This window comes from Blastopirellula sp. SH421, assembly GCF_057808535.1.
In genome coordinates this window covers 5861713-5887780 of sequence record NZ_CM173712.1, presented here as the reverse complement: position 1 = coordinate 5887780, position 26068 = coordinate 5861713, and the positions used below count along the sequence as shown (strand labels likewise).

The window sequence follows — 26068 nt, the reverse complement described above, 5'->3', positions numbered from 1 at the left end:
GCCGCCGAATGCTACTTTCGGCGGCTTTTTTTGTGCTCTGGCTCTCTGCTTGTGGCTGCGTCTCCCCATCGATCAGGTATCTCTCGCTACAAGCGGCACAACCGGCGAAAGCGACAGGAAAGGTTTCTGGTGCGATACGCGTCTCCGTATATTCGCATTCTATGCTTGCAGATACGCACGAGCTCGCAGGTTTCGACAATCGCGAGCGTTCGTCCAGAAATGCCGTCCACAGATCGTTGCGATCGGATGCAGCGGAGCAGCAAGGTTGCGCACCATGTCTTTCCTCACCAATTCGCTCTACCTCACATCGCTGGGCATCGCATTGATCGCAATGTTTTCGATGTTTGGCTGGATCCTCTGTCGAAAAGGGAGGTCGGTCGCATCCCAGCTCTCGCTGCTGTTAACGCGAGGAATCAGCTGCACGGATCATCAGTGTCGGGAAGAACATCTCGCTGCGCTACGGAAAACCTCTGATGCAGTCCGGGCCGAAAAGCGACAAAGTCAGCGGAAGTCGAGTCTGCTTGCCTTTGTCGCGGATCTGCAAAAGTCCTTCATTTCCGGCGACAATCCCCAGCAGTTGTCCGATCAATTGCTGCAATTTGTGCTGGAACTTACCGAAAGCACGTTCGGCGTGGTTGGCGAGGTCCTGCAATCCGAAGCAGGCCAACCAAATCTGCGAATCGATAGCATCGCCAGCACTGCTTGGGATGCGGATGCTCGTGCGCGGCTAGAACCGGAGTTGAAGCAAAGTTTCGATCCGAACTCATGGAACAACTTTTACGGCACGGCGATTTATAGTCGAGAGATCGTCATGTCAAACGCGCCGGCGACCGACCCGCGTCGCGGCGAGCTTCCGCCGGGGCATCCGGCGCTGACCTCGTTTTTAGCAGTGCCGTTGATTAGCGGTGATTTTGTGGTGGGGCTCATCTGCGTCGCCAATCGCTCAGGCGGGTATGACACCTCGCTGATCGACGAGCTGCGTCCGCTGCTGACGACAGTTGCTCAATTGATAGTCGCGACCAAAAACGAACGTTCGCGTCTGGCGACCGAAGAGCGTTTGTGGGACACGCTAGACGAACTGGTCGAACAGCGAAGTCGGGTTCAAGAGTATGCGGTTGAACTGGAAAACAAAAATCGCGAATTGGAAGAATCTCGCCGTCGCGCCGAGGCGAGCAACCTAGCGAAGAGCGAATTTTTGGCGAACATGAGTCACGAAATCCGCACCCCCATGACCGCGATGCTGGGTTTTGCCGATGTCCTGCTCGAAGATGGCGATATCGAAAAAGCCCCGCCGAGTCGTGTGGAAGTGATCCGGACGATCCAGCGCAACGGCGCCCACTTGCTGGGACTGATTAATGACATTTTGGACATTTCCAAAATCGAAGCCGGCAAGCTGGCTGTCGAACAGGTCACCTGTCGTCCAGCCGCGATCGTTAAAGAAGTTCTTGAGCTGATGCGAGTCCGCGTCGAGCAGCGACAGATCAATTTGAATCTCCGTTATGAGAGCGATACGCCGCACGAAATCCTTTCTGACCCCACGCGCATTCGACAAATCTTGATGAACTTGCTCGGCAACGCAATCAAATTTACCGAAACAGGCGAGGTCACGCTGGTGGTGCGGTTTGTCGAGGAGCGCGACAAACCGCGGCTAGAGTTTGACGTCATCGATACCGGAATCGGCATGACTCTTGAGCAACAGCAACTGCTGTTTCAACCCTTTTCACAAGCCGACTCATCGATGTCGCGTCGCTTTGGGGGAAGCGGATTAGGATTGGCGATTAGTCTTCGCCTGGCCGATCTGCTTGGCGGCAGCATTTCACTGCTCTGGTCGGAGCTGGGGATTGGCAGCGCTTTTCAATTTCGGATCAGCGCCAAACCGCTGGAGAGCACCGCCATGGTCGATCCGCAAGACGCCTGCGACGAGTCCAATGGGAGACTGATCCCCGAGACCAAGGAGAACGCTTTGCTTTGCTTGCAAGGTTGTCGTATCTTGGTCGCTGAGGATGGCCCAGACAATCAACGTTTGATTCGCTACTTTCTTGAAAAGGCAGGCGCAGACGTCACCATGGTTGAGAATGGCCAGTTGGCGTTTGACGATGCGCTAGCCGCTGAGGAACGCAACCATTTTTATCATGTCGTGCTGACCGACATTCAGATGCCGGTGCTCGACGGCTATGAAGCGACTGCCCGCCTGCGAGCCGCCGGATATACTCGTCCCATTATTGCGCTGACGGCGCATGCGATGGAGGGCGAACGCGACAAATGCCTCGCGGTAGGCTGTGACGACTTTGCTTCTAAGCCGATCCAACGGACCCAGCTGATTTCGCAGATCGAGCAACATTATCGCGCCTCCTGCGAATCTTCGCAGCCAGTCTAGCGGCGATTTGCCGCTTCCCGATTTCAATTCGCGCAGCGCGAAACTAGAATCAAACGCTTCTTCGCCGCACTGCGTTCCGCACCCCTAGGTTTTATGCCGCCCCGGGCTTCCTCTCCGCATGTCGCCCTGTTGATCGAAACGTCGCGTACGTATGGACGCGAGTTGCTGCATGGGGTGCGTCAATACGTCGCCGAGCATGGCCCCTGGTCGCTGTTGGTCGAATCTCGCTCGTTGGAGTCTCCTCCCCCGCCGTGGCTGCCTGCTTGGAAGGGGAACGGCATTCTAACTCGGAGCGGCTCGCAAGCGATGGCCGATGCGGTCAGTCGCGCCAAGCTGCCGACGGTCGAGCTGCGTTCGACGCGGCTGAAGCATTCGTTTCCGTTTGTTGGCGTTGATAATCGCTTGCTGGGAAAATCAGTCGCAGAACACTTTTTAAGTCGCGGCTTTCGGCACTTTGCGGTTTATCAATTGGGCGCCGAAGAATACTTTCAGCAGCGCTGCGAAAACTTTGTTCAAACCATCGCCAATCATGGATTCGAAGCGGCCCGCTATCATCCCCGCAATCGCCGCGAACAGCCGACCGAGTGGGAGCAGGCGCAGCAGGAATTGGCCGACTGGGTCGCTCAACTTCCCAAACCGGTCGGCGTCATGGCCTGTACGGATCAACTTGGCTTTTGGCTGCTTGACGCATGTAAGCGCTGTGGCGCGATCGTGCCGGAAGAAGTCGCCGTCGTCGGCGTTGAGAATGACGCATCCCTGTGCAACATGGCCAGTACGCCGCTGTCGAGCGTCGAGCTAAACGGCGTCGCGATCGGTTATCGCGCGGCCGAGCTGCTCGAGCATCTGATGCGCGGCGGCAAGCCGCCCAAGCAGCCGATCCTGGTCGAACCGCTAGGGATTGTGACGCGACTTTCGTCCGACATCATCGCGGTCGACGAACCGGAGCTCGCCGCCGCCCTCTTATTCATGCGCGAACATGCTTGCGAGGGGATCTCGGTCGCTGACGTATTGCGTGCGGTCGCGATCTCGCGCAGTTCGCTCGAACGAAGTTTGCGAAAGCTGCTGGGACGTTCCCCCAACCAAGAACTGCTGCGGCTCAAGCTCAATCGGGCCGAAGAGCTGCTGACGCATACCGATCTCACCCTAGCGACAATCGCCGAGAAAAGCGGTTTTCGCCGCACGCAACATCTGGCCGAAACGTTCCGCGCCCATTTCGGTACGCCTCCAGGGCAATTCCGTCGCGAACGGCGGAAAGCCTAATCCCTGCTCTGCTGGAAGACAAAATAACGGAAGAACTCTACGCATTTGCGGATTGATCAGGCCTCCCTCTGCTAGGAGGATAAGGGAGTTGCGCCGGCCGACTGCCGCAACGTGACTGCATGCCCCATCCCTGTCCGGCTGCATTGGTTGCTCACGCCCTACTCGCCTCTTCGGAGTTTAATCATGCCCCCATACCATCTCCATCGTCGTGATTGGATCACGCAAGTCTCCGCCGCCGCATCAACGGCGCTGGTCTTTGGCGGACTCTCGCCGGCCTCGGCAGACGAAAAGCCGCGTGACGCCAACTCACGCATCGGCATCGGCGCCATCGGGCTGCGTTATCAAGGCTCGGTCATCACCGAAAAATCAGCCGCTCACGGCGATATCGTCGCATTGGCCGACGTCGATCGAGAGATCCTCGAAAAAGCGAACTCGCAGTTCGGAGGCAAATCGGCCCTGATGGAAGACTATCACGATCTTCTCTCGCGCGACGATGTAGATGTAGTGATGATCGGCACACCGGACCATTGGCACTCGAAAATGGTGATCGACGCTTGTCGCGCCGGAAAAGACGTCTACTGCGAAAAGCCGCTAACGTTGACGATTGACGAAGGCAAGAAGATTCGTGATGTCGTGCGTGAAACAGGCCGCGTCGTCCAGGTCGGATCTTGGCAGCGTAGTGATAATCGGTTTCGAACCGCCGCCGAAATGGTTCGCCAAGGTCGAGTCGGCAAGTTGCAACAGGTCGATATCGTCCTCGGCAAAAACGAAACTGGCGGACCATTCGCTCAGAAGCCGACGCCAAAGTATTTCAACTGGGATATGTGGCAAGGGCAAACGCCGGACGTCGCCTACATCCCCGAACGTTCGCACTACACCTTCCGCTGGTGGTACGAATATAGCGGCGGTCAAATGACCGACTGGGGCGCTCACCATATCGACATCGGCCAATGGGGCGCCGGCGGGTTGCCAGTCGAAATCGAAGGTGTCGCCAAGATGCCTAACGTGACCGATGGTTATAATGTGGCGGTCGACTATCACGTTCGTTACCAGCTAGATAACGGCGTCGTAATGACGGTGGCGGACAACGGCCGCAACGGCATCATGTTTACCGGTGACAAAGGCCGGATTTTCGTCAATCGCGGCACACTAGACGGAGCCCCGACCGAAAAGCCGCTGCCGCGCGAAGATTTTGTGCTGTACGACTTTGACAATCGCGAACGTCCTGAACGAGCCGGCAAGCTCGACGCGATCATCAACCACATGGGCAACTTCTTTGACTGCGTCGCTGCTCGCAAAACGCCGATCTCGGACGTCGAAGGTCAGCATCGCAGCGTCAGCACTTGCCATTTGGGAAACATTTCGATGAAACTAGGTCGCAAGCTATCTTGGGATCCAAAGAGCGAAAAGTTTGTCGGCGACGACGAAGCGAACCAGCATCTCAGCCGCGAGCAACGCGCGGGTTACGAAGTGGTTTAGTTTTTCGCACCTTGCGTCTTTCATCGAGAGCCAATCATGACCGATTCACCGCGACTTAGTCGCCGTACGTTTCACGCTTTGGCAGCCGGCGCACTTAGCGCCGGCTGGTCAGGCGTCACCCATGCCAAGCCAGCCAGCGATAGCTTTCAGCTGAACTACATGCTTCCCTCCTGCATGTATGGTTATGCCAAACTAGCGGAGATTTTGCCGGAAGCAAAAAAGATTGGCGCGACGCACATTGACGTCTGGCCGAAAGTCCACGGCGATCAGCGCGAACAGATCGATGCCTTGGGGGAAGAGAAATTTGCCGAGTTGCTAAAGCAAAACAATGTCCAGCTAGGCTGCATCACGCAGTACAAGCTGGGTCCCTTTGGGATCCAGGATGAAATGCGCCTGGCTCAGCGATTTGGCTGCCAATTGATGGTGACCGGCGGCGCGGGTCCCAAAGGCCTGCAGGGCGCCGAGCTGAAAAAAGCGGTCGCCGATTTCGTCGAAAAGATGAAACCCCATTTGGAAGTCGCTGAGGAAACCGGCGTCACGATTGCGATCGAAAACCATGCCAATAATCTGATCGAATCGCCAGACTCATTGCGATGGCTGCTAGAACTTCGTCCCTCGAAACATTTGGCGATCGCGTTAGCCCCTTATCATTTGCCGCAGGATGAAAAGCTGCTCGCCCAGCTGATTCACGAGCTCGCCCCTGGGATGGAGATGTTTTACGCTTGGCAGCATGGGGATGGATCCAATGCGCCCCTCTCAACCCAGCAGCAACTACGGCAGATGCCAGGTCGCGGGCCGCTTGATTTCCAACCATTGGTCGCCGCGCTGGCTGCGGTACAATACCAGGGTTGGACCGAAGTCTTTATGCACCCTGTTCCGCGCGGCGTGCCGATTTTGCCAACGGTTTCGGGCACGACCGCCGAAATAGCCCGCGGTCGCAATTATCTCGATCAATTCGTCGCCCAACTGGCCAAAGGAAACTAACGTGTCGAACAAAGTTTTGATTATCATCGGCGACGCGTCCGAGACGCTGGACACGCTTTACCCCTACTATCGCTTGCAAGAGGGTGGGTACGAGCCGGTAGTCGCCGCGCCCGAAAAACGGCTTTATCAGATGGTGATGCACGAAGTAAAGCCCGGCTGGACCATCACCAAAGAGTGGGAAGGGTACACGCTGAAAGCGGAGATCGCGTTCGCCGACATCATTCCCGAAGAATACGCCGGTATCATGCTAAGCGGCGGCCGTGCGCCAGAATACATTCGCTACGATCAGCACCTAATCAAAGCGACGCGGTACTTTGTCGAGTCAGGCAAGCCAGTCGCATCCGTTTGTCACGGGGTCGAAATCTTGGCCTATGCCGATTGTGTCCGCGGCCGCCGGATGGCGACCGTTCCCAAGTGTAAATTTGATCTCGAAGTCTGCGGCGGCACTTTTGTCGACGAGGCGTGCGTCGTCGATGGAAATATCGTCAGCGGACGAACGTTTCATGACAATGGACGCTACTTTGGCGCCTTCATGAAGCAACTGGACGATGCTCGGGATGCAGCCGAACAAGAGTCGAAATTGGTGGCTAACGGCGTTCATTCGTAACCCGCTATTTGAGCCACATGCAGTCTTAAAACGCCAGCTTGATTTGCTGGCGTTTTGCCATTCTTGAAGTGGTCTACGATTCGTCGCCTGATGGACCATAAACGCCGGGGACCGCGATGTCATTCAAGCGCAGGTAAACGCGAACCGTCGCGCGGTGGTGGATCATGTGGCTGAGCGCCCATTTGCGGAGCGTGGCCCCTTTGGTCATTTTGAACATGACTTGGCCGCCCATCATGAAGGCCCAGTCTTGCGAGAAAACTTCGTCCGGCGCGCCGGCCAACGCCGCGCGAGCCGTCTTCACGTTCTGGTCAAACAGCGCCAGGATCTCGTCGATCGAATCCAAGCTGGGTGATTTCCAAGCCGGGCCATCGACCGGTGCGACGTCGAGCGAATCATGATTCAGCATGAACTCGATCCAGCCTGGGATATCGGCCAGATGGTTCGCATTCCAACCAATCGTGTTCGACTTGGGATGCGGCTTATAAGCGAGCTTATCGTCAGGAATCGCTTCCAGCGTCTTACGAGTCAGCGACATCTCTTCGTCAAATTCCGGCAACAGCGTCTCGGCAATCGTCATGGATTTACTCTCTCGGCAAGATAGGTTGAATTGAGTTGAAAGCAGCGGTTCACGGGACTTGGCAAACCGACACGCGTGCTAGTGTACAAATTTCCAGATTCCATGCCAATGCAGTGCGAAGCCAACTGCTAGCGAAATCCTCGCCGCAGCCGGTGGCTGCTTGCTCGTTTTCCTGCTAGGAGAAAAGCACCTGCGAAGAACGCCAGATGGGGACCGGATTCTGACCATCTCCGCGACGTCGCGGATCTGCCGGCAAAGAGCGCAAGAGAAATATGCCCCCTTATTTTGCGATATCTTGTGAGGATTGACGCAATTCTCTCCGTAGCGGCAAAAACTCAACTTGTCGACTTCGTTTGCTCTGGAGAGAATTTGCTTGTCCTGACTCGCCGTGATTCGCTCCGATTTTGCTTGGCCGCTGGCCTGCTGAGCCGCTTCCCCCTATTACCTTGAAACTCTGGTCGTATGATCGACGCGTCCGCAGCCGCTGCCTTTGAATCCACCATTAGTCCTAGCGGTGAATCGCCTCGCAATTCTGGTCCCGCCTTGTTGGCGCTTTGCATGGGCGCCTTCGCGATTGGCACGACCGAGTTTCTGCCGGTCGCGCTGCTGCCAACCATTGGAGCTGACCTGCAGGTATCGCTGCCGGCCGCTGGCCTGTTGGTCTCTGGCTATGCGCTGGGGGTCACCCTGCTAACGCCGATCTTATCGGCGCTGTTCTCAGGCTTGCCGCGCAAAGGGATGCTCATCAGTTTGATGGGGCTCTTTTTTGTAACGAATCTGTTGTGCTCGCTGGCTCCCAACTACGGCTTCTTGCTGGGCGTTCGATTTTTTACCGCGATCTCACACGGCGTCTTCTTGGCTGCGGCGACAACCGTTGCGACATCGCTGGTCGCCAAAGGACGCGAAGCCCATGCGATCGGCGTCATCTTTGCGGGGCTCTCGGTCGCGATGGCGACGATTGTTCCGCTGGGATCCTTGTTGGGGCAAACCTTGGGCTGGCGAGTTGCGTTTGCAGGCACCGCTTTCTTGGGCTTGTTCGCGATGCTCGCGCAAGCTCGCTATCTGCCAAAGCTACCGGCGCCAACCAAGCGACTGACGCTGGCCGGCCAAGCGATGGTGCTCAAGCAACCGCGTGTCTTGCTCGCACTGGGGATGACGGCGCTTGGCTATGCCGGGACCTTCGCCACGTTTACTTACCTGACGGCGATTCTCGAAGAAATCTCCGGCTTTCGACCGGTCGCGGTTACTTTAATTCTAGGCGTCCTCGGCGTTTGCATTACGATCGGCAACATCATCGGCGGTAAAGCGGCCGATCGAAAAATCTACCCGGCATTGGCCGGATTGTTTGCATTGGTCGTCGTCGCGATGCTGGGCCTCTGGCTCGCGGCGCCGTTCAAGATCGCGATGGTCGTTGCCGTGATCTTCTTTGGGATCTTTATGTTCAGCCCTGGTGCGGGCCTCCAAATGCTGGCCGTCAATCAAGCTCGGCGCTGGCAGCCAGGCGCCGTCGACGTCGCCGCAGGTCTTAATCAATCGGCCTTCAACCTCGGGATTGCGCTGGGCGCCGTGATCGGCGGCCAAGTAGTCGCTTCGCCGTTGGGGCTGGCGACAACACCGCTGGTTAGTGCCGGCGTCGTCGTGCTGGCGATCGGCTTGATCGCAATTGGTTGGCGCATGGATCGCCAGGCGGATAAGACGCCTAGCGATTTGATCGGCGAAGCCAAGCCGCATACGCAGCTGGTGTTAGAACCGAAGCCTCAAGTGATGCTTTAAAATATCGCGCTAGAATTGTCCATCCGACGGAGCCGCCGTTTTGGAGGCTTCGTTAGCGGCATGGTCGTGCAGCACTTTGCTAAGATCCAGACGTGGCGCTTCGGCCCATAGCTCTTCTAACGAAAAGTAATCGCGCGTTACATCATCAAAGATATGAATCACGACGTCGCCGTAATCGAGCAGAATCCAGCGTGAGTCATCGTAGCCTTCGCGGCCGAGCCGCGTATCGCCCAGTTCTTTTTCAAACTTGTTGTCGATTTCGTCGCTGATTGCGTGCAACTGTCGGCGGCTGGCGCCGGTCACAATCACAAAGTAATCGAACGCGGCCGTCAGCTTGCGCATGTCGAGAACGACGATATTCTTACCGCGATTATCTTCCGCAACCTGGGCTGCGGCGTGCGCCAGTTCAAGACTGCTGGCGGTCGTCTGTCGATCGCGTTTGTGGGGGGAAGTCGTCTCCGACACGTAATTCCTCAGTGCTAATTAAATCGGTGCTGAAGCGGAAAGGCTTCTAACTAAAAACGACCGGTTTGCTTCGATCGCGGCGTTTCCGTGACACTGCATTCTACTGGCGATCGCCGGGGAGGCTAGACGCGACCCGCCAGGGAAAGGCGCAGCCCGCAGTCGTCAGGTTCACGATAATGCTCGTGATCGTCCAATCCGATCGATCACGCCCAATCAGCAAAAGAAGCGTAAGTAGCTGCTACTAATGAACTTGCGGCATTTTATGGATTTCCGTCCGGGGCGCTGGTTTTTTTAGGATCCCCCTTACGAACTCGCAAAGAAGGGCGTACAATCTTGGGTTTTCGACCGTTTCCAAACCTTCCATAGAGAAAGTGGGTCTAAAGATGCCAAAGATGAAGACGCACAAAGGAACGAAGAAACGGTTCCGACTGACTGCCAACGGACACATCAAGCACCGCCAATGCGGTACCAGTCACTTGGCTACTCGCCTGAGCACGAAGCGTGTTCGCAACTTACGCGGTACCCGCGTGCTGGCTGAAGTAGACGAAGTGATGCTGACCAAAGCGCTTAATGGATACAGCTACTAGTTAGCGATATCCTCGTCGGAATTGTGGATTCTAGCTTGATTTATTCCCAGTGCACGGGCAAAAACGCTTCGCCAGACGATTCGGCGAGGGGCCTAGTGGACGAAACGAGGTGACAAGATGAGAACGACTTACGGCGCCGCACGGCACAAGTCGAAGAAGCGACTGTTCAAAAAAGCCCGCGGTTTCCGCGGCGGTCGCGGCAAATTGCTGCGAACGGTCAAAGAAACGTTGATTCGGGCCGGCGTTTACGCTTATCGCGACCGCAAGGTGCGCAAGCGTGAATTCCGCAAGCTGTGGATCGTCCGTTTGAACGCCGCTGCACGTCAGCGCGGTATCCGCTACAGCCAGTTCATCTATGGACTGCGTAAAGCGGGTCTCGAGCTCGATCGGAAGACGCTATCAGAAATGGCGATCCATGATCCCCGTGCTTTTGACGAAGTGACCGAGCTGGTGAAAACCGCCCTGGCCGCCTAAGACGCACGCAAAGTGCAATCGATGTCGAAACAACATGAGCCGCCGGGACTTCTCGGCGGCTTTTTTCCATTCTAGGAAGTGCCCGCGAGCGAGAGAGCGATGTCGCTGAACGATTTCATTCGCGAATTAGATACCTTGGTCGACTCGGCTGTCGAACGCTTCAATGAAGCGGTCGATAGGTTCGACGGCGATGTGCTGGAAGCGGCCCGCGTCGAGTTTCTGGGCGCCAAAAGCGGCAAGCTAAAGTCGGCCCAAAAGGGGCTCGGCAAAGTCGACAAAGACGACAAGCCAGCCGCCGGCAAGCGCTTTAACGAAGTAAAGCAGCGGATCGAAGAGTTGTTTGAGACGGCGGTCGCCAAGCTGACTCAGTCCAGCGACAGCAGCCAATCGTCCGAAGCGTTCGACGTCAGCTTGCCGGGAACGCTGCTACAGCCTGGCCACGTCCACCCGATCACGCAGACGATCGAAGAGCTGAAAGATATCATGGGCCGGCTCGGCTTCTCGGCGGTCGAAGGCCCCGAGATCGAGGATGACTGGCACAACTTCGAGGCGCTCAACATTCCACTAGAGCACCCGGCGCGCGACCCTCTCGACAATTTCTATCTGCATGCGGCGGCCAAAGCGGCTGGCGGCGACATGCTGCTGCGAAGCCAAACCAGCACGGTGCAGATTCGCGTGATGGAAGAAACGCAGCCGCCGGTGCGGATTGTTTCGCTCGGCCGCGTTTATCGTCCTGACGAGATCGACGCGACTCACTACGCGATGTTCCATCAGATCGAAGGTCTGATGATTGACACCGACGTCACGATGGCTGACCTAAAGAGCGTGCTCCATCTGTTCGCGAAAACTTACTTAGGGCAGGACGTCGAGATTCGTTTTCGTCCGTCGTTCTTCCCGTTCACTGAACCGAGCGTCGAAGTCGACATGCGATGGAACGATACTTGGCTCGAGTTCGGCGGCGCCGGCATGGTCGATCCCAACGTGCTTCGCGCGGTCGGCTACGATCCTGAAGTCGTGACCGGTTTCGCCTTTGGGCTGGGGGTCGAACGACTCTGCATGCGGCGCCATGGGGTGAACGATATTCGGCATTTATACAACAACAATGTGCGATTCTTGTCGCAGTTCTAAGAGCGGAGAGTCTAGGGCGCCATGTTAGTTTCTTGGAAGTGGCTCAACGATTATCTGCAGCTTGACGTTTCGGAAGCGGAATTCTGCGACCGTGTCACGATGGCGGGCCTCAACTACGACGGTTCCGAGTCGGTCGGCGACGATCGTCAGTTGGACCTGGAAGTCACCAGCAATCGCCCTGATTGGCTGGGCCATATTGGGATTGCGCGCGAAGCGTCAGTGCTGTTCGATCTTGACCTGCAAATCCCGCCGGCCATCATCACCGAGTCCGAAACCGGCCCCGCGATCCGCGACTATCTAAGCGTCACGATCGAGGACGAATCGTTCTGCCCGCGCTACATCGCTCGGACGATCAAAGGGGTTAAGGTTGGTCCTAGTCCCGAATGGCTCGCGCGCCGACTCAATACGCTCGGAATCAATGTCGTCAACAACATCGTTGACATCACCAACTATGTATTGATGGAAATTGGCCAACCGCTCCACGCGTTTGACCTGGCCAAAATTGATGGCGCTGGAGTCACCGTGCGCAAGGCCTTCGCCGGCGAAAAGTTTATGGCGATCGATCACAAGACGTACGACCTGGAGCTGGGCGACTACGTGATCGCCGACGAAGTGGGCGCCGTCGCCATCGCAGGCGTCATGGGGGGAGCCGACTCCGAAGTGACTGAAGCGACCACTGATCTGCTGATCGAAGCGGCGCAGTTCGCCGCTTTACCGGTTCGTACGACTTCGCGCCGCTTGAAGCTAAAGAGCGACTCCTCCTACCGTTTCGAGCGCGGCGTTGACCCGGAGATGATCGATTGGGCCAGCCGACGCTGCTGCGAGCTGATCCTGGACTTGGCCGGTGGCGAACTCGCCGCAGGCTCTATCTACGCCGGCAGTCAGCCGCAACCACGCAAGTCGGTCACGCTGCGACTGGGTCAGCTGAAGCGAATCTTGGGGATCGAAGTTCCGGCCGACGAAGTTCAGCGGATTTTGTCGCGTTTGGGCAATCAGATCGAATCGGCCGCCAGCCAAAAAATCACCGTCATTCCGCCCAGCTGGCGCCGCGATCTCGATCGCGAGGTCGATCTGGTCGAAGAAGTGGCCCGCATTCATGGCTACGACAAAATCCCGCAAGATGCCGCGGTGAAAATGTCGGCTTCACATCGCAGCGATGCCGATCGAGTTCGCTCGCGCGTTCGCTCGCTAATGATCGCCGCCGGCATGAATGAAGCCGTAACACGGAGCGTTGTCAGCAGCGAATGGTCCGCCGCGTTCCATGGCTGGAGCCAGTCGGCGGCGTTGACCGTCACCATTCCGATGGTCCGCGGCGAAGATTGCTTGCGGCTAAGCGTGCTGCCAAGCTTGTTGGGCGCCCGACGGATGAACGAAAAGTTCGACAACTCGCCGATCGAGCTCTATGAGATCGCCAAGGTTTATCTGCCGCGCGCAGGGGATCTACCGGACGAACGCTATGTGGTCAGCATGACCAGTGGCCGTGATTTTCGCGGGCTCAAAGGAGTGATCGAGTCGCTCGTTCAATCACTGAATCCGGCGGTTCGCGTGACTGCGTCACGGTTCTCGGACTCGCTGCTCGATGTCGAGCAGGCCTGCGAGTTGAAGGTCAACGGCAAGACGCTTGGCTTCCTTGGTCTGCTAAGCGCCTCGGCGCAAAAGCAGTTCGAGCTGCAACAGTCGGCGACCGTCGCCGAGCTAGACTTGGGCGTCTTAGAAGAGCTGACCGTCCTGATTCCGCAGCACTACGACTTTAGCACCTACCCGGTGATGACGCGCGATCTCAATCTGATTGTCGACGAGACTCTGACATGGGATCAGCTAGAAGCGACCGTCAGCGCCTCGGCCGGTGAACTACTAGAGAAAGTCGAATTCCGTGAGATCTTCCGCGACACGCAAAAGGATGGCGCCGGCAAAAAACGCGTGCTATTCACCATTACTCTGCGAGCCGCCGATCGCACGCTAACCGGCGACGAAGCCGATGCCGTGCGAGACAGCATCGTCGCGGCGTGCCAGAAACAACTCGACGCCAAGCTGCTGGGTTAACGCCCAAAGAATAGGTTCACGCTTACCATTTAGGCGCACTCTCAGATCGCCAGCAAAGGGCGTGGTGAAGCTGGGTAAACTGTCACCACGCCCATCGCTGGCGCCCGGCTGAATTTCTTGTCCCAGCTGGGGCAATCTCTCTCCTGTAGAAGCTCGCGTTTGGCATTTCCCAAAACGGCAGGTGTTGAAATCGATGCGGCCGTAGTCGCTAGTCCTGACTCGATAATTTGACAATGGTAACGCATAGGTTACCATTCAATGATGGCCAAAGTCACCCAGTACGAGACTGAAGAGGGCAAAGTCCCGTTTGCCGAGTGGTTTGATTCCCTTGGGGCTAAGGCTGCTACAAAAGTGACTGCGGCTACTGCGAGAATGGAGCTAGGCAACTTTGGCGATCACAAATCGGTAGGAGGCGGCGTCTGGGAGCGTCGCATCAATTTTGAGCAGGGCTATCGTATTTACTACGCTCAGGATGGTGAGGAGCTCGTTCTGCTCTTTTGCGGCGGAACGAAATCCCAACAACAGGCCGATATCGACGAGGCCAAGCAATACTGGAAGAACTACAAGCAGCGGAAGGCAAAGCAACAGAAACTAGCCGAGAAGGCGAAGTTGAAGCAGCCGATAAAGAAGCAGCCAAGGAAGAAAAGATAATGGCCCTAACTCGAAGTTTTAAAGCGACCGTCAAAGCTCGTGCAGACCGCGATCCAGAGTTTCGCGATGAGCTGTTGACGGAGGCCTTGGGAGCGATTGTCAGCGGTGAAGTCGAGTTAGCGAAGGTGCTGATCCGTGACTACATCAATGCCACCGTTGGCTTCGAAACTCTTGGCAAAGGAGTTGATAAGGATCCCAAGAGTCTGATGCGAATGCTAAGCGCTAGAGGGAATCCAAATGTCAAGAATCTGCTCGACGTCACCCGATTCTTGCAAAAGAAAGCAGGCGTCGAGTTTAAAGTTGTCGCTTCAAAGTCGACAAATAAAAAGAAACGAGCGGCTGTCCATTAACGGAGAACTGCAGTCTTTGTAGTGCAGCAACTCGGCAGCCCTGCTTTTGCTGCCGAAAATCGACCGAGACAAGCGAGCGCAAGAAGTTCGAAACAGAGTCGTGTGGCGAACCGCCCGACGCGGCTTACGCCTTCTTCACAAACTCCGACTTCAACTGCATCGCGCCAATACCATCGATCTTGCAGTCAATGTCGTGATCGCCGTCGACGATGCGGATGTTTTTGACCTTGGTCCCTACTTTGACGACCAAGGACGAGCCCTTTACCTTCAGGTCTTTGATGACGGTGACCGTATCGCCATCTTTCAGCTCATTGCCGTTGGCGTCACGGATGATCGCAGCGTCGGCCGCTTCGGCTGCGGCGGCTTTGGTCCACTCGTGTCCGCAAGAAGGGCAGATCAACAAGTCGCGATCTTCGTAAGTGAAATCTGCTGCACATTCGGGGCAGTTCGGCAAATCGCTCATCTCGTCTCCTGTGGGATCCGCGGTGCGGACCAGATATCGATAGCGCTTCCCTCGGTCCGCACAGAGGACCTTACGCCGTTGACCTTAGACATTCGCTCTTAGAAATTTAGGCATTTGCGCCTTAGTACGCTTCGGCCATGTCGCGCGCGTGATAGCTACTGCGAACAAACGGTCCGCTGGCGACCTGCTTGAAACCCAGTTCTTTCGACTTGCGGCCGAGCATCTCGAATTCTTCCGGCGGAATGTAGCGTTCGACCTTCAGAAAGCGTTGTTCGTCAGGCTGCAGATACTGGCCCAGCGTCAAAAAGTCGACGTCGTTGGCGCGCAGATCTTCGAGCACGGCGAAGACCTCTTCGTGCGTTTCGCCCAGCCCCAGCATCAGACCGCTTTTGGTTTTGACCTTGGGGTTCAGCTCTTTGACTCGCTTCAGCAGGCCAAGCGTCCAAGCATATTCTGACTTTGGACCGCGGACCCGTTTGTAAAGCCGCGGGACCGTTTCGGTATTGTGATTGAACACGTCCGGCGAAGCCTCGACGATGATCCGATCGAGTGACTCTTTGCTGTGGATAAAGTCAGGCGTCAGCACTTCGACCGTTGCCCCAGTCCGCTCGCGGACCGCTTCGATACAACGGATATAGTGCAGCGCGCCCCCATCCGGCAGGTCATCGCGGGTAACCGAAGTGATAACCACATGCTTCAGCCCCAAGCGATAGGCGGCTTCGGCCAACCGCTCTGGCTCGTCACTCGATAGCTCTTCTGGCTTACCACGCGGGACCGAGCAGAAGCTGCACGCGCGGGTGCAGATGTTGCCCAAGATCATGAAGGTCGCAGTTTTTTGCGAATAGCACTCCATGCGGTTGGGACACTTGGCGCTGTCGCAGACCGTCTCCAGCTTGAGCTCGGCCAGCAGCTCTTGCGTAAAGTGGTTGGCGTTCCCTAGCGGGACGTTGCGCTTTAGCCACTTGGGCAGGCGTTGTTTGGGGTGGGAACTTGCCGCCGGCGCGTCGATGATCGGCAGTTCGACGATCGGGAGTTCGACAACCGGAAGTTCAACCAACTCGTGCGAGTCGCTCACGTTGATGCTCGGAGATTTCAAATAGCAAAGGATGCCCTTCGTGCCAGCGTCGGTCGACGCAGTCGAAGGAATCAGCCAGCCGTCGCGCTGCGATTCGGGCCACAGTCTCAATTCTAGCTGGTCGATCCGTTTCTGACAGCAGGCTCCCCATAATGGGTGAGTCGCCGGGCGCGGCTAGTTCCGGGGGATTGGCTTCGACAAAAGACTGGGAGTCGCCGCTGGCATGAATATTGAGAAACGCGCCGTGGCTGGTGATCCAGTTCTGTACGGCGGCGCCAACAGCGGCCAGCAAGCCGCTTTTTCCCCAGACGCCATAGCGCCCCGGTCGCGTGTAGGCCGGAACGCCCAGCGAAACTGCCGAAGTCACCAGCGCTTGCTGCAATCGCTCCAAATATTCGCCGACGGTCCAATTTCGGCCCCGTAGCGGTACAATGGGATAGATCGCCAGTTGGCCAGGGCCATGCAGCACGCAACCGCCCCCCCGGCTAACCCAGCGAACTTGCCAGCGGAGCGAATTGAGTTCGTCCTGCGTCAAGCGGATATGTTGCCGCGAACCTGCTCGGCCAACGGTGATCATAGTCGTATGTTGGCACAACAGGACGGTGATGCGCTCGTCATCACGGCCGCCGGCTTCATAAACCAAGCGGCGCTGTAAAGCGAGGCACAGGTCAAAGTCGATCATTCCCAAGTAGTGGAAGTCGACGCCTGTCGAATCGTAGTGGTCATTTGTACGAGCAGACACGGATTATAGTCACCGCAAGAGGCTAATTTCTGGCTGCGATCAAGGACGGGGAGAGTAGCAATTCCCTCGGCCGGGGAAAAGGCCAGCCGAGATGCAGACAGCAGCTAACTCCCTGGTAAATAACGACTAGCAGTCGAAGCGGCGATTTTCCGCTTCGCAAGATCAATTCAAAAAATTGCGCACGCCGCTAGCGGCCCATGCGAAAGCACCATGGCGAAAAAAAAAGATTCCAAAGAAGACGAGAAGAAGAAGCTCGAACGCCCGATCGGCGAAAACCGCAAAGCGCGACATGATTACGAAATCATCGACACGCTCGAATGCGGCATCCAACTGGTCGGCAGCGAAGTAAAGAGCCTGCGCGACGGCAAACTTTCGCTAACCGAAGCGTTTGCCCGCGTGCTGCGCGGCGAAGTCTTTTTGGTGAACTGCGAGATCGCTGAGTATCGCAACACCAGCATGTTCCTCAATCACGAGCCGAAGCGCCCCCGCAAGCTGCTGCTGAAGAAGACCGAAATCCTCAAATTCGCCGCCAAAAGCGAAGACAAAGGACTGAGCCTGGTTCCGCTGAAGATGTACTTCAAGCAAGGGAAAGTAAAAGTCCTGCTCGGAATCGGCCGCGGTCGCAAGCAACACGACAAACGCGACAAGCTGAAGTCGCAAGACGCCAAACGGGATATTGCCCGGGTGATGCGCAGCCGGGATTAAAACCCCGCAAGGCGCCATGTTCTTATCGCGTCTTCGCGAGAAGAGCATGTCTTCCCACCGTGGCCCAATCAAGTCTCTAGGCAATCCGCATTGAAGACATGCTCTTCCGTCGAAGACGCCGTAAGGGCATGGCGCCAAAACAGTGGAGCTACGCTTCAAACGCCAACCCATCCAACTCACGCGACAACCGCGTCGCGTAGTTGTCCGTCATCCCGCTGACAAAATCGAGCGCCTGGCCCAGCCACCAGCGATGGCCGTTCGCTAGGTTCTGTTCGACGTATTCTTTGCTCCATGCTAGCTCGGCGCAGTTCTTGGCCAGAAAGTGCAGCTCTTCGTAACGGCTCGCTTGGCTGATTTCCTCCACCGTTTTTAGCAGCGTCTTTAAGATCCGCCCTAGCACATGGTAGGCGCCTAGTTCGGTCACGATCTTTTTCCGGTGCCCGAAGATTTCTTCGTACATCTCACCGACCATCTCCAGGTACTCTTTAAACTGGTCAGGCAGGGACGATTTCAGATCCTCGACCCGCTCTCCCCGCATGATCCTGGCATAGTCGCTCTCAAAGACATTCCAGAACTCGTCGACCAAACGCTCGATCACTTCTCCCCGCAGCTGAGAGATGCCCATGGGGGCGTTATCGGGATTGCCCGACATCTGGAGCATCAGTGCGTGCACTTTTTGCTTCTCGAAGATGTGCATCGCGACGGCATCTTCAAGGTCGAGGATCCGATAGCAAATGTCATCGGCAGCTTCGGTCAAAAACGACAGCGGGTGCCGACAGTAAAGTCCGTCCGAGCGGACCAAGCCCAGCGTTTGAAAGACGTCGTGAAAAACCGACGTCTCTAGCGAATGGAAATTGTGCTTTCGTTTGCGCGCCGTCCGCTCGTCGGTCGAGCCCCACGGATATTTCACCACGCTCCCCAGCGTGGCATAAGTCAAACGCAAGTAACCGGCCTGGGGATTGTCGGCGCGCGAAGCAATCCGAAAGCCCTGGGCGTTTCCTTCAAAGTATTCCCAATCGGCCAGACTCGACAGGATCTCTAACTGCTCACTCTCGCGCATACGAGCGCGAATCGACTCGGGCAACAGATAGCTGCGGTGCTTGGCCGACCAGGTCCGAATCACCTCTTCGCCAGCATGCCCAAATGGTGGATTGCCAATGTCATGAATCAGGCAAGCCGACTGCACAATCCAGTCGATCGAGGTCAGCTGCTCTGGCGTCACGTCGCTGGTTTGGGAGATCAGCTCGGCAGCGCGGCGGGCGAAAGATCTCGCGACGCTAGCAACTTCGATCGAGTGGGTCAGACGATTGTGAATATGATCGTTTTGCGCCAGCGGGTGAACCTGCGTCTTTTTGGCCAATCGGCGAAACGGCAGCGAAAAGACGATGCGATCATAGTCGCGCTCAAACGAAGTCCGTTTATCAACGCGCCGGGGCGCGGTCGCAGTCGACGCTACGGTATCTTTGCGCCAAGGGGCCCGCGCAGCAGATAGCAGTGTTGTCCAGTTCAGAGGGGTTGTCCCGTTTAAGGAGATTTCCATTTCTGTCCGCCAATCTCGTGTGCAAATCTGCACAGCTTCCAACGTCAAAATCTAGTTGCAGAAATTCTTTGGAAGTATAGCGGAAAGCGGAGTCCAGAAAATCAATGCTGGCATCGCGGCAGGCATTGTCGGGTTTGCTTTTAGTCGGCATCAGTCATCGCGCCGCGATACATGATTTTTCTTTTGGTGCTGCTGAAGCGTTCGGCCAGTTGCGGAATATCGTCATCATGCCCAAGGACAATCACGATGTCACCGGCGGCCAAGATGGTCTCGGACGGCGGGTTGAGCATGGTCGAGCCGTCCAACCGGCGGATGCCGACGATCAGGAACCCGTGGTTGCTGCGCAGCTCAATATCGCCCAGTTGCTTGTTGACCAGCGGCGAACCTTCGGCAACTTGCAGCTCATCAAACTGCAGCCCGATTCGCCCCAGCTCTTCGTTCATATCGCTGCGATGGGTCAGCTGTTCGAGCATGTTCTCGGCCGAGGGGCGAATAATCAGCTGGGCCAGCTTCTTGGCGCCGATCGCGGTCGGCAGCACCACCTTGTTGGCGCCGCAGCCGATCAACTTTTTCTCGGTTCGCGGATTTTCGCCGCGCGCGATAATCATCAGTTCGGGGTTCATCTCGCGCGCGGTGACCGTCACAAAGACATTGATCGCGTCGGCGGAAAGGACCGTCGCCAAGACCGCCGCGTGGCGAATCCCGGCTTGCTCCAGCACGTATTCTTCGGTCGCGTCCCCTTTGACAATCAAATAGCCCATCGCTTCGGCCGCTTGCAGTCGCGTCTCTTCAGAATCAATGACGACAAACGGTTTCCCTTCGGCATGCAGTTCGCGAGCCAAGATCGAGCCCATCCGTCCGACGCCGCACAAAATAGTGTGACCGCGCAACTTTTCAATGTCTTTTGTCATTCGTCTTGACCTTAGCGCCTTTTGCAATTCACCATCCACAACCATTTGCATGAAACCGCCGACGGTATAGATCACCGCTCCATACCCGGCGATGATCACGACGATCGTCAATCCGCGCAGCGCAAGCGACTCGACCGGCTGCACTTCTCCATAGCCCACGCCAAAGATGGTGATGACCACCATATAAATCGAATCGGCCAGTTCCCAGCCTGCCGAGACATACCCAACCACGGCGACAACGCAGATCAATACAAACAACACGCCGCCGGTGACCATCTTGCGGATGGGGGCCGACAACGGACTCGGACGTTTGGGGTCGACCTGATGGTCGAAACGATCGTCAGTTTGCACAGAGCGATAGTCGCGGACAGAGAGAGGTTAGTAAAAACGCAGGAAAGAAAGGCCCCTCCACGCGTCTTGCCTGACGTGTGCAACGGCTATTGGGGTTGCTGGTAAGTAGTCCGCCTGCGTAAACCAGCATTTTTTCAGTTTAGCACTGGGCTTGCAAAAAAGCGAATAGGAAGTCGCCGGGTTGAATTTGTCGCGGTGGCTCGGCAGAATCAGTCCCTTCGATTCGTCAGCAGCCAAGCGGACAAATCTGCACCCAATAGAAACCTTCAACCCCAAGGCGGAGCCTGACATGGGAACGTTCGATACCGGCATCTTTGATAATGACGGCGCACTCGACTTTGTCTGCGAATTGGTAGGCAAACTGACCGATCAGATCAACACGCTGCTCGCAGCAGGGGGAGCCGATCTCGATGAAGAGGGAGACGCCGTCTTGCTTCCCAGCGTCGCGATCATCAGCATGTTAGTAAAAAACTGCCATGCTGCTCCGCCAGAGCTGGAAGTGATCGATGCGTGGCGCGATCAGTTTCTGGTGATCTACGACCAGCAGATCGATGACCTGGAGCCAGAGCCTGCGTATAGGGTGGAACGTCGCCAGGTAATTGAAGCGACGTTTGACGAACTAGCGACGCTGGCAAAGTTGTTTGCAGAAGATTAGGGGCAAGCTCATTGGCGATCGACCGCTATTGGATACAGAGATCAAGAGAAGTGGAGCAGCGTGAGGAGCGCATCGCAATTCGATTCTGATACTCTCCAGCTGGACCGACTACGGCGCCGATAGTTCGATCCGAATCGGCTTGTCGGCCATCAGGTCGTCTTTCAATTCCGTTCTCGTATTGTACTTGGCCGGAATCACTTGCTTGATCTCTGCTTCCTGAGTGCCGGGCGCCATCCCGGCGATCATGCGTCCTGTCTTTTGATACGAAAGGATTTCGACACGACAAGGGCCAGGAGAAGGGCCCACTTGCCGAGCGATTTCGAATTTGCCGTCATGAATTTCACCGCTCGCGGCAGTTCCAGTGTCGACAGGGATGAATGTAATCAGTCCAGACTGAAGTGAATTACCCTTCCAGAGGACTTCTCCAGAAACCGAAATTCGATTTGGTCCGCTTTCTTGGCAGCCGACCAGCACGGCCAAGCTGATGGCCAGTCCCAGCCAAGGCCAAGCCTGTTTTTTTAACTGCAGATCACATTCCATCATCGTTCGGCTCCGTCAAATTCTCTGCAATCAGAGAGCAGTCGTTTGTAGGGTGAATGCGAGCACGATTTATAGTTCGCCGACAACTTCGCCGCCGTTCATGCTGCCCAAAGCATGCCAAGCGTCGCGATTGATGGTTTCTGCGATAAACCGGACCGAGCCATCGAAGAGTAGCATGCTGACGCCTCCGGGATGTTGGCTGCGAGCGGTCAAGCGATGGGGGCCTTCGGAGCCGCCAGAAATGCAAGGGATATCGAGCTTGGTGACACAACGTTCGGTAACGTCATTTACCAGCTCATTAGGAACGTAGTCATGCGTGTACTGCACCGTTCCAGAGTCGGCAAACAACGCGCCACGCGAATCATTTTCGCCTACCTTACGGATTTCGGTCACTGCGGCGGTCAGTGATGAGCCGTCGCTGAGGTCGGCGAAGCGTGCTGAATAATTATGGGTGAAGGGCCCACGTACGGTCAGTTGATCTTGCTCGGCAGGGCGATACTCTCGCTTGTACATCCCCAGTCCCGTGTTGCCGGCGTAGTTCCCCCGAAAACCAAAATCATACGCCGTATTAAAAATTTCGGCTTCGATGTCGGAGGGACACACGAATTGCTCGACTTTAATTCCCCGTACGGTTTGATTTCCCGGCGCCCACCATGCCGAGTTGTGATCGAAAGTGTCATAGACGCTGCCTTGCTCGACAAAGGGCAATATGGCTTTGATCCATGAACCATGCAATTCAGTGTTCGCCGACGAAGTTTTTCCCATCGAGTGTCCTAGCGGAAACGCCAGGAAAGTGTCGTGATAGTTGTGCAGCGCCAATCCAATCTGTTTGACTTGATTGGTGCAATGCATGCGCCGCGCTGCTTCGCGCGCTTGTTGGACCGCCGGCAATAAAAGAGCGATCAGGACGCCGATGATTGCAATGACAACCAACAGCTCAACCAAAGTGAAGGCATGTCGAAAAGAGGAACGCATCGTAACCTCCAGCATTGGAGAAGGATGAGCGATAGGAGGAGACTGAGGGTCACCCGTTGTCTCAAGCATCGATCTGACAATCGCTGCTTGTCCCTCTCGGAAGGGATTCTCACATGCTATCGAATTGAAGGGGGATGGCAATAATAAAATAAGGAAAGGCAACAAAAAATAGCATTCACCAAAGACGCCCAGGCTGTTCCCTAAGTTGTCAACTCTCGTCCAGCTTTGCGGAGGTCGCGACGCAATAGAATTCAGGCGATGCTTAATAGGTTGCGCCCAGCATCGCCTCTACACTCCTGCAGCGCCGTGCCTGATCTACCTCCCCGCTTGATCCAGCATCAACTGCCGCGCCTCCAACTCGGCCGCTTGCCAATCGCCGGCTGCGGCCATGTCGGCGATCCGCGTCAGCATCGCATGCTCGCTTTCGCTCAACTGGTTCGCTTCCAGTCGATCGCTAATCAAGACGCGATACTCTTTGAGTTGCGCGGCGTTTTGCAGATTGCAGACGGTCGACAACGTCTCGGCCATTTCATAAGCTTCGCCGCTGACTTCCGGATAGCGCGAGCAACCAATCGTCAGCACCAGCAGCAGTACGCCGGCCAGGATGCGCTGAGCATGCTTATTCATGGGACACCACTTCTCCTTCGGCGATGCTGGTCATCGCGGCGAACAACGGGCGACTGATGACCTCTGAAATGAAGCGGACCGAACCGTCCCCCAACAACACGTTGGCGCCGCCGAGATGTTCAGACTGCATCTGACCGACGTGCAGCGTCGGAAAATTGGGGGGATGAATGATCGGATTGCCCAGCGCGTCTTGCTCACCAATCGCTGGTCCACTATGAACAAGCACCAGCGTGGCGGCCGACTCGGCGCCGTTATCGGGCGAGCTAATCCGCGGATGCACAAAGGCTCCCGGTACGACTCCCACCCAGGTTTTGTCACTCAGCCGCGAGGTATGCTCGCCGCAAAAAACAGTGTTCGAGAGTCCATCCAGAACATCACGAAAGCGAACCTGTGAGTTTCGATAGAAAGGACCATCGGCAATCTTACCAGCGTCGCCGTTGTAACCGCCGCTAGGGCCGCTGGCGTCTCCCCAGCATTCTTCCTGACCATGACTCGCGACATAGTGAGAGCGCCCGAGATAGATCGAGCCAGCCCCCTTATCCAGCGCGGCGCCAGCGCTATCGACCACCAACAGCGGATCGGTCGGGCCTGCCGAGGAAGGACAGAGAAACATATCGAGCGTGGTTTGCGCCGCAGTTTGATGCGCTGCATCCCAGACCTTGCGCCGATTGTCGAGCGCAGCGGCGAGATTTGCTTGTTCTACAAACGGCAGGATCAATTTTCCCCAGCTCCAGCCGGGCGCTGCATCCCAAGTCGTTGCATCATAGTCGCCGCTGGGCAAGCTGCTGATCGAGCTGTACTGCTTGTACGAAACATAGCCAGCCGGAAGCGAACCAAGTGCATCATGGTAATTGTGCAGACCAACGCCGATCTGCTTCAAGTTATTGGTGCATTGCATCCGCCGAGCCGCTTCCCGAGCTTGCTGCACAGCCGGTAATAACAAGGCAATCAGCACGCCGATAATCGCAATCACCACCAGCAGCTCGACCAGCGTAAAGCCAAAGCGCCTGAGCGGTGAGGAAGTAAAGTTCTTTAAATAATGATTCACTGCGGCTCCTTTTGTGCAATCGCTATGCAATGTTTTGAGCAATCAAAATAACGGATTGGGTGCAGCAAATCAATGCGACGCCAAATATTTACAGAAGAACCGGTTAACGGCGGTCATCTGTCCGCATGTGAGCTTTTTTTGAGCAGTTGCGCCCCGCTAGGCATTGCTACCCTCGCCTCAGGAATGCGTTAGAATGACGCAACTGCTTCCGCCAACACAAAATCAAAGGAGGGCGTTGTGGCCTCACCGCTTGAATCGCTAATCGCTGCTGGAACCAAACTGTGGCTCGACTCGATCGATCCAGATCTGGTTCGCTCAAACTTTGCCCTCGGCGCCACCGGGGCGACCTCAAATCCCGTGATCGTCTCTGACTTGATCAAGACAGGCCGTTTTGACGGCAAGATCTCGACGCTACTGGAACAAGGTCTCTCAGACAGCGACTTGGCCTGGAAACTGACCAACGATCTGGTTTCTGACGCTCAAAGCGTCTTTCTGCCGGTCTGGGAAAAGACCGCCGGCAACGATGGCTATGTCAGCTTCGAGCTCGATCCGCTGCTCGAAGATCCGACAGCCGACATGCCGCACGCTGATCGAGTCGCCCAGTACATCGAGCTAGGCAAAAAGTGGGCCCAAGGGCAGAAGAATCGGATGATCAAGGTTCCGGCCACTCCGGCAGGTCTCGACGCCTTAGAAGAACTGTGCGCCGCCGGCATCACGCTGAACGTGACATTGATCTTTACCGAGCGTCAGTACGAAGCGGCTCGCGACGCCGTTTGGCGCGGAGCACAGCGCCGGGCAAACCTGGACAACTTCAAGAGCGTTTACTCGATCTTCGTGTCACGCGTTGACGTCTATACCGAGCAGCATTTGCCGCAACTAACCGACGCCGCCCAAGGACAACTGGGAATCGTCAACGCCAAACGCATTTGGCAGGCCAACAAAGCGTTCTGGAGCGACAAGCCGGTCAAGTTGCAGCAAGAAATGATCTTTGCTTCGACCGGCACCAAAAAGCCGGAAGACCCCGCCTGGAAGTACGTCGCCGCATTCGCCGGCAGCGACATCGAAACCAATCCGCCAGGCACCAACGACAAGGTTCAGCAGAGCGGCAAGGAGATCACCAGCGAAATTAACGAGATGCCCAGCTCCGCCGTGCTGGCCGATCTCGACAAGCATGTCGACTATGCGCATCTTGAAAAGACGCTGATGGAAGAAGGCATCTCCAAGTTCGCCAATCCGCAAAAAGAGCTGCTGAAACTGATCGGCGAAAAGCGTGCTGCGATCAAGACTGGCTAAATGTCGTGTAGATTTGAATTCCAACCAAGACGCTGGCCCAGCAAATGGCCAGCGTCTGTTCGTTTCTTGACAGGAATTCGCAGCAGAGGAACCGGCAATGCCGCCCGAGCAAGCACCGCAGACACAGGGTGAAGATCGATGCTGGGGGAAATGTCTAATTTCTAATGACGAATGTCTAATGCAAAGTGAAGTCAACAAAACTTTGCAACCGCATAAAGCAGACACCTTGCTGCAGCCGCATTCCGGCCAGTCATGAGCAGCCTGCCCAGGCAAAACCAGCATCAGCACCACCCCAAAAAAAAACAAAAAAATCCCACAGCCCCACCGGGGCGACCTAACCTAGCCTAGGGTAAGTCGCTTCTAGCGACGCAGCCCTGGGTCAACGCCG

General features: G+C 56.3%; 26 protein-coding genes. 15 read left to right on the top strand and 11 right to left on the bottom strand.

Going from position 1 to position 26068, the window contains the following annotated elements:
* Nucleotides 1-274: 274 nt before the first annotated feature.
* The 5 genes from SH421x_RS23895 (at nt 275) to SH421x_RS23875 (ending at nt 6707) form a co-directional block, all read left to right on the top strand.
* On the top strand, nt 275-2377 hold the full coding sequence (locus tag SH421x_RS23895) for an ATP-binding protein (RefSeq protein ID WP_488852526.1): 2103 nt from the start codon (nt 275-277) through the stop codon (nt 2375-2377).
* A gap of 93 nt (nt 2378-2470) precedes the next feature.
* Nucleotides 2471-3637 carry a XylR family transcriptional regulator gene (locus SH421x_RS23890; protein WP_488852525.1) on the top strand — a complete coding sequence of 389 codons (1167 nt, stop codon included), beginning with the start codon at nt 2471-2473 and terminating at the stop codon, nt 3635-3637.
* A 183-nt stretch (nt 3638-3820) separates the two neighbouring features.
* Complete coding sequence (locus SH421x_RS23885; RefSeq protein ID WP_488852524.1) at nt 3821-5116, top strand: Gfo/Idh/MocA family protein; 1296 nt, start codon at nt 3821-3823, stop codon at nt 5114-5116.
* Between the two features lie 36 nt (nt 5117-5152).
* A complete protein-coding gene (locus SH421x_RS23880) occupies nt 5153-6100 on the top strand; it encodes a sugar phosphate isomerase/epimerase family protein (RefSeq protein ID WP_488852523.1) in 948 nt (315 codons plus the stop codon).
* A 1-nt stretch (nt 6101) separates the two neighbouring features.
* Nucleotides 6102-6707 carry a DJ-1/PfpI family protein gene (locus tag SH421x_RS23875; protein WP_488852522.1) on the top strand — a complete coding sequence of 202 codons (606 nt, stop codon included), beginning with the start codon at nt 6102-6104 and terminating at the stop codon, nt 6705-6707.
* 73 nt (nt 6708-6780) lie between these two features.
* Here the strand turns inward: SH421x_RS23875 and SH421x_RS23870 are convergent, their stop codons facing one another.
* Nucleotides 6781-7284 carry a DinB family protein gene (locus SH421x_RS23870; RefSeq protein ID WP_488852521.1) on the bottom strand — a complete coding sequence of 168 codons (504 nt, stop codon included), beginning with the start codon at nt 7282-7284 and terminating at the stop codon, nt 6781-6783.
* 462 nt (nt 7285-7746) lie between these two features.
* Here SH421x_RS23870 and SH421x_RS23865 point away from each other — a divergent pair, with 462 nt between their 5' ends.
* A complete protein-coding gene (locus SH421x_RS23865; RefSeq protein WP_488852520.1) occupies nt 7747-9057 on the top strand; it encodes an MFS transporter in 1311 nt (436 codons plus the stop codon).
* Nucleotides 9058-9066: 9 nt separating this feature from the next.
* On the opposite strand, the gene rsfS is transcribed toward SH421x_RS23865, so the two are convergent.
* Nucleotides 9067-9522: a ribosome silencing factor gene (rsfS, locus tag SH421x_RS23860; protein ID WP_488852519.1), complete on the bottom strand. Its 456-nt coding sequence runs from the start codon at nt 9520-9522 to the stop codon at nt 9067-9069.
* Nucleotides 9523-9905: 383 nt separating this feature from the next.
* Between rsfS and rpmI the strand changes: the two genes are divergently transcribed.
* The 6 genes from rpmI (at nt 9906) to SH421x_RS23830 (ending at nt 14755) form a co-directional block, all read left to right on the top strand.
* Nucleotides 9906-10109, top strand: coding sequence for a 50S ribosomal protein L35 (rpmI, locus tag SH421x_RS23855; protein ID WP_488852518.1), 204 nt, complete (start codon nt 9906-9908; stop codon nt 10107-10109).
* A gap of 117 nt (nt 10110-10226) precedes the next feature.
* Nucleotides 10227-10583: a 50S ribosomal protein L20 gene (gene rplT, locus SH421x_RS23850; RefSeq protein ID WP_002655568.1), complete on the top strand. Its 357-nt coding sequence runs from the start codon at nt 10227-10229 to the stop codon at nt 10581-10583.
* A gap of 99 nt (nt 10584-10682) precedes the next feature.
* Nucleotides 10683-11711: a phenylalanine--tRNA ligase subunit alpha gene (pheS, locus tag SH421x_RS23845; protein WP_488852517.1), complete on the top strand. Its 1029-nt coding sequence runs from the start codon at nt 10683-10685 to the stop codon at nt 11709-11711.
* A gap of 21 nt (nt 11712-11732) precedes the next feature.
* Nucleotides 11733-13754 (top strand): phenylalanine--tRNA ligase subunit beta, encoded by a 2022-nt coding sequence (pheT, locus tag SH421x_RS23840; RefSeq protein WP_488852516.1) that lies wholly within the window; start codon nt 11733-11735, stop codon nt 13752-13754.
* A gap of 258 nt (nt 13755-14012) precedes the next feature.
* Complete coding sequence (locus SH421x_RS23835) at nt 14013-14405, top strand: type II toxin-antitoxin system RelE/ParE family toxin (protein WP_488852515.1); 393 nt, start codon at nt 14013-14015, stop codon at nt 14403-14405.
* Nucleotides 14405-14755: a hypothetical protein gene (locus SH421x_RS23830; protein WP_488852514.1), complete on the top strand. Its 351-nt coding sequence runs from the start codon at nt 14405-14407 to the stop codon at nt 14753-14755. The genes SH421x_RS23835 and SH421x_RS23830 overlap by 1 nt, the downstream gene beginning before the upstream one ends.
* A 124-nt stretch (nt 14756-14879) precedes the next feature.
* Here the strand turns inward: SH421x_RS23830 and SH421x_RS23825 are convergent, their stop codons facing one another.
* The 3 genes from SH421x_RS23825 to SH421x_RS23815 form a co-directional block, all read right to left on the bottom strand.
* Nucleotides 14880-15218 carry a zinc ribbon domain-containing protein YjdM gene (locus tag SH421x_RS23825; protein ID WP_488852513.1) on the bottom strand — a complete coding sequence of 113 codons (339 nt, stop codon included), beginning with the start codon at nt 15216-15218 and terminating at the stop codon, nt 14880-14882.
* A gap of 121 nt (nt 15219-15339) precedes the next feature.
* On the bottom strand, nt 15340-16293 hold the full coding sequence (gene lipA, locus SH421x_RS23820; RefSeq protein ID WP_488852512.1) for a lipoyl synthase: 954 nt from the start codon (nt 16291-16293) through the stop codon (nt 15340-15342).
* Nucleotides 16268-17035 (bottom strand): lipoyl(octanoyl) transferase LipB, encoded by a 768-nt coding sequence (locus tag SH421x_RS23815; RefSeq protein WP_488852511.1) that lies wholly within the window; start codon nt 17033-17035, stop codon nt 16268-16270. Before SH421x_RS23815 ends, lipA begins: the two co-directional genes overlap by 26 nt.
* 210 nt (nt 17036-17245) lie before the next feature.
* Here SH421x_RS23815 and smpB point away from each other — a divergent pair, with 210 nt between their 5' ends.
* Nucleotides 17246-17740: an SsrA-binding protein SmpB gene (gene smpB, locus SH421x_RS23810; protein ID WP_488852510.1), complete on the top strand. Its 495-nt coding sequence runs from the start codon at nt 17246-17248 to the stop codon at nt 17738-17740.
* Between the two features lie 148 nt (nt 17741-17888).
* Here the strand turns inward: smpB and dgt are convergent, their stop codons facing one another.
* Entirely contained in the window at nt 17889-19280 is a 1392-nt protein-coding gene (gene dgt / locus SH421x_RS23805) for a dGTP triphosphohydrolase (RefSeq protein ID WP_488852509.1), read from the bottom strand.
* Nucleotides 19281-19420: 140 nt separating this feature from the next.
* Nucleotides 19421-20542: a potassium channel family protein gene (locus SH421x_RS23800; protein WP_488852508.1), complete on the bottom strand. Its 1122-nt coding sequence runs from the start codon at nt 20540-20542 to the stop codon at nt 19421-19423.
* 289 nt (nt 20543-20831) lie between these two features.
* On the opposite strand from SH421x_RS23800, the gene SH421x_RS23795 reads away from it, so the two are divergent.
* Complete coding sequence (locus SH421x_RS23795) at nt 20832-21197, top strand: DUF4259 domain-containing protein (RefSeq protein WP_488852507.1); 366 nt, start codon at nt 20832-20834, stop codon at nt 21195-21197.
* A gap of 108 nt (nt 21198-21305) precedes the next feature.
* Here the strand turns inward: SH421x_RS23795 and SH421x_RS23790 are convergent, their stop codons facing one another.
* The 4 genes from SH421x_RS23790 to SH421x_RS23775 all read right to left on the bottom strand — a co-directional run bounded on the left by SH421x_RS23790 (nt 21306) and on the right by SH421x_RS23775 (nt 24387).
* Nucleotides 21306-21740: a hypothetical protein gene (locus SH421x_RS23790; RefSeq protein WP_488852506.1), complete on the bottom strand. Its 435-nt coding sequence runs from the start codon at nt 21738-21740 to the stop codon at nt 21306-21308.
* A 66-nt stretch (nt 21741-21806) separates the two neighbouring features.
* Entirely contained in the window at nt 21807-22712 is a 906-nt protein-coding gene (locus SH421x_RS23785; RefSeq protein WP_488852505.1) for a DUF1559 family PulG-like putative transporter, read from the bottom strand.
* Nucleotides 22713-23027: 315 nt separating this feature from the next.
* Nucleotides 23028-23339, bottom strand: a complete 312-nt coding sequence (locus tag SH421x_RS23780; RefSeq protein ID WP_488852504.1) for a hypothetical protein — start codon at nt 23337-23339, stop codon at nt 23028-23030.
* Complete coding sequence (locus SH421x_RS23775; RefSeq protein ID WP_488852503.1) at nt 23332-24387, bottom strand: DUF1559 family PulG-like putative transporter; 1056 nt, start codon at nt 24385-24387, stop codon at nt 23332-23334. The genes SH421x_RS23780 and SH421x_RS23775 overlap by 8 nt, the downstream gene beginning before the upstream one ends.
* Nucleotides 24388-24624: 237 nt before the next feature.
* On the opposite strand from SH421x_RS23775, the gene SH421x_RS23770 reads away from it, so the two are divergent.
* Nucleotides 24625-25680, top strand: a complete 1056-nt coding sequence (locus tag SH421x_RS23770; protein WP_488852502.1) for a transaldolase family protein — start codon at nt 24625-24627, stop codon at nt 25678-25680.
* Nucleotides 25681-26068: the final 388 nt, after the last annotated feature.

Coding starts and splice junctions, on each gene's coding strand:
- rpmI (WP_488852518.1), top strand. CDS start 9,906: ATGCCAAAGATGAAGACGCACAAAGGAACGAAGAAACGGTTCCGACTG.
- pheT (WP_488852516.1), top strand. CDS start 11,733: ATGTTAGTTTCTTGGAAGTGGCTCAACGATTATCTGCAGCTTGACGTT.
- SH421x_RS23795 (WP_488852507.1), top strand. CDS start 20,832: ATGGGAACGTTCGATACCGGCATCTTTGATAATGACGGCGCACTCGAC.
- pheS (WP_488852517.1), top strand. CDS start 10,683: ATGTCGCTGAACGATTTCATTCGCGAATTAGATACCTTGGTCGACTCG.
- SH421x_RS23865 (WP_488852520.1), top strand. CDS start 7,747: ATGATCGACGCGTCCGCAGCCGCTGCCTTTGAATCCACCATTAGTCCT.
- smpB (WP_488852510.1), top strand. CDS start 17,246: ATGGCGAAAAAAAAAGATTCCAAAGAAGACGAGAAGAAGAAGCTCGAA.
- SH421x_RS23895 (WP_488852526.1), top strand. CDS start 275: ATGTCTTTCCTCACCAATTCGCTCTACCTCACATCGCTGGGCATCGCA.
- rplT (WP_002655568.1), top strand. CDS start 10,227: ATGAGAACGACTTACGGCGCCGCACGGCACAAGTCGAAGAAGCGACTG.
- SH421x_RS23880 (WP_488852523.1), top strand. CDS start 5,153: ATGACCGATTCACCGCGACTTAGTCGCCGTACGTTTCACGCTTTGGCA.
- SH421x_RS23785 (WP_488852505.1), bottom strand. CDS start 22,712: ATGCGTTCCTCTTTTCGACATGCCTTCACTTTGGTTGAGCTGTTGGTT.
- SH421x_RS23885 (WP_488852524.1), top strand. CDS start 3,821: ATGCCCCCATACCATCTCCATCGTCGTGATTGGATCACGCAAGTCTCC.
- SH421x_RS23835 (WP_488852515.1), top strand. CDS start 14,013: ATGATGGCCAAAGTCACCCAGTACGAGACTGAAGAGGGCAAAGTCCCG.
- SH421x_RS23870 (WP_488852521.1), bottom strand. CDS start 7,284: ATGACGATTGCCGAGACGCTGTTGCCGGAATTTGACGAAGAGATGTCG.
- dgt (WP_488852509.1), bottom strand. CDS start 19,280: ATGGAAATCTCCTTAAACGGGACAACCCCTCTGAACTGGACAACACTG.
- SH421x_RS23780 (WP_488852504.1), bottom strand. CDS start 23,339: ATGAATAAGCATGCTCAGCGCATCCTGGCCGGCGTACTGCTGCTGGTG.
- SH421x_RS23890 (WP_488852525.1), top strand. CDS start 2,471: ATGCCGCCCCGGGCTTCCTCTCCGCATGTCGCCCTGTTGATCGAAACG.
- SH421x_RS23830 (WP_488852514.1), top strand. CDS start 14,405: ATGGCCCTAACTCGAAGTTTTAAAGCGACCGTCAAAGCTCGTGCAGAC.
- SH421x_RS23825 (WP_488852513.1), bottom strand. CDS start 15,218: ATGAGCGATTTGCCGAACTGCCCCGAATGTGCAGCAGATTTCACTTAC.
- SH421x_RS23790 (WP_488852506.1), bottom strand. CDS start 21,740: ATGATGGAATGTGATCTGCAGTTAAAAAAACAGGCTTGGCCTTGGCTG.